We start from the raw sequence: 260 nt of genomic DNA, 5'->3' as shown, positions 1-260 counted from the left end.
ATCGGGGCCAGTGACGTTTCGAAGCAAGTCGACGAGCGCCTCCCGGGTCGACTCGTACTCGGATTGCGGGACGACACCGTTCGGCTCGCGTCCCTCGAGGTTGATTCGAATTCCGAGTTCCGTCCGCGACCGCATGAACGCGATAGAGTGCTCGAAGTCGACCTGCTGGGTCCCGGCGCTGATGACGTCAGAACTGACTCGGTTCGCGACGAACTCGTCGAGACCGATTCGTTCGAGGAACCCCCCGATACGTTGACTCG

1 pseudogene is annotated in these 260 nt (G+C 61.5%); it reads right to left on the bottom strand.

Going from position 1 to position 260, the window contains the following annotated elements:
• Positions 1-260: pseudogene (locus tag AUR66_RS21935) on the bottom strand (alkaline phosphatase family protein); the annotation flags it as partial.

Source organism: Haloferax profundi (assembly GCF_001469865.1).
Classification (GTDB): domain Archaea; phylum Halobacteriota; class Halobacteria; order Halobacteriales; family Haloferacaceae; genus Haloferax; species Haloferax profundi.
This window is presented reverse-complemented; position numbering and strand designations above follow the sequence as displayed.